This is a genomic window from Arthrobacter sp. UYCu511, assembly GCF_040547105.1.
GTDB lineage: Bacteria > Actinomycetota > Actinomycetes > Actinomycetales > Micrococcaceae > Specibacter > Specibacter psychrochitiniphilus.
Genome location: NZ_JBEPPB010000023.1, coordinates 1 through 1,752, shown reverse-complemented (window position 1 = coordinate 1,752; position 1,752 = coordinate 1). Strand labels below are relative to the sequence as shown.

1 protein-coding gene is annotated in these 1,752 nt (G+C 57.9%); it reads right to left on the bottom strand.

Features of this window, described 5'->3' with window-relative positions; translation table 11 throughout:
* Positions 1–170: 170 nt before the first annotated feature.
* The coding region (locus ABIB48_RS17990) for a transposase (RefSeq protein WP_354213817.1) at positions 171–1,752 on the bottom strand (1,582 nt) is incomplete at its 5' end.

Sequence of the window (1,752 nt, the reverse complement as noted above, 5' to 3'; positions counted from 1 at the left end):
AGAGCTTGTTGCTTTTTCCTTTGGTGGGGCGGGGATCGTTGTTGTGGGGTACGCGGCGGGCAGAGCTGGTTTTGTAGTTGCTCAGTCGAAGGGCTGGTAATGGGCTTGTAGGGGCCGTTGGGGACCCGTTTTCCGGTGTTGGTTCGTGGGCGCAGGGGCTCTGTCTGGCTTTAGGCGATGACGGGCAGTGGGATTCCCTTGTTGAAGAGCCTGGTGAGGTTGGTGGCCATGGCGGCTAGGTGGAGTTGTGCCTGTACGGCCGCTAGGCCACGGACTGTGAATTGCCGTAGTCCTCGTCCGTCCTTGATGTGGGCATTGATTGTTTCGATGGTCGCGGAACGGCGCTTGTAGAGGGCCTGGTTCACGGGATCTTGCAATTTCTCGGCCATCAGGTTGACGCTTGTCCCACCGTTTGAGGTAGTTCCTTTCCAGCCAGTGTCATTGACGCGGCCACGGCCCGGGGCAATGAGCCTGTCCGGCCCCTCTGCTTCCACGGCCTCGTCTGAGATGTACCCGGCATCAGAAGTCATCGTCCCAATCTTCACATCAGCCCGGCCAGTTCTGACGCTAAGGTCCTCCATGGTCTGGACTGTTTTTTCCATCATGGGAACGAACCAGCTTCGATCAGAGGGATCATTGGTCGCTTCGGCGACCATCACGAGGAAGTCATCAGAACAGACAATTTGGGAGTTGTATCCCTGGATGTAGCCGTTACGGGTCTTCATGACCCTAGATTCTGGATCGGTCGTGTTTCGCTGAGCCATCCTGACATCCTTGACTTGATTCCCAGCTAGTAATTCGCTCTGCTGTTGCTCAAGCCTTGCGACCTGCCTATTGATAAAGGCCAGTGCTACCCGGGCAGCTCTACCTTTTTGGCCCACACCTGGGATCGGGCGGCGGCCCATCGGGGTTTTCCCTGCCGCCTTTTTCGCCTCGTACTTAGCGACCAACGCGTCCTGAGCCTCATCGACTTCCTTCACCACTTCAGCAGCGGCTCGGGCCTTGGCCCTGGCCGCTTCCAACGGGACCCCAACGTCTTCTTGAATCAGCTCCTCCACGCTCTCGATGGCGGCTTGGATCCGATCGGCACGATCGGATCCAATGAATTCCGTGGGGACGTGATCGCTAAGATCAACACCGGCTTCATCCTCGGCCCGATCCGTTGCCACGGCCTTCAAAAGCTCGGCCGCAGCCAACTTCCGTAGCGTCTTCAAGGACCTCGTCTGGTCTGTAGCAGCACTGGCACGGATCTTCGTCCCGTCAAGAGCAACCTGCCCAAACTTGCCCATCCCAGCCCGCAGACACAACGCCAACATCTGGGTGAACAACTCCTCCATATCGGGGCGGTAACGCTGAAGGAATCTAGCCAACACGGTATGGTCCGGGGCGTCCTGAGCACACAAGACACGAAACGCTACATCCTCCACGCAGGCCCGCTCGATCTGCCGCGAGGACGTGATCCCACGCGCTGAAGCGTACAACCACAACCCGAGCAACATGTCAGGATCATAGCCCTTCCGGCCCGTACCACCACGCTTAGGACCGGCATGTAACGCCGCCGTATCCAGCCGTGTCACCACATCAATCACGAACAGCGCCAAATGACCCGACGGCAACCAATCCCGCATATCAGGCGGCAGTAAAAACGGTGTATCACGATCTACAGAGCGATATTCTCGGGCCATGCACCAATCATTAAACGCCGCCAGAGAAAACCCCCGCAACGCCGCACCCCAAAAAGCAACAAGCTCT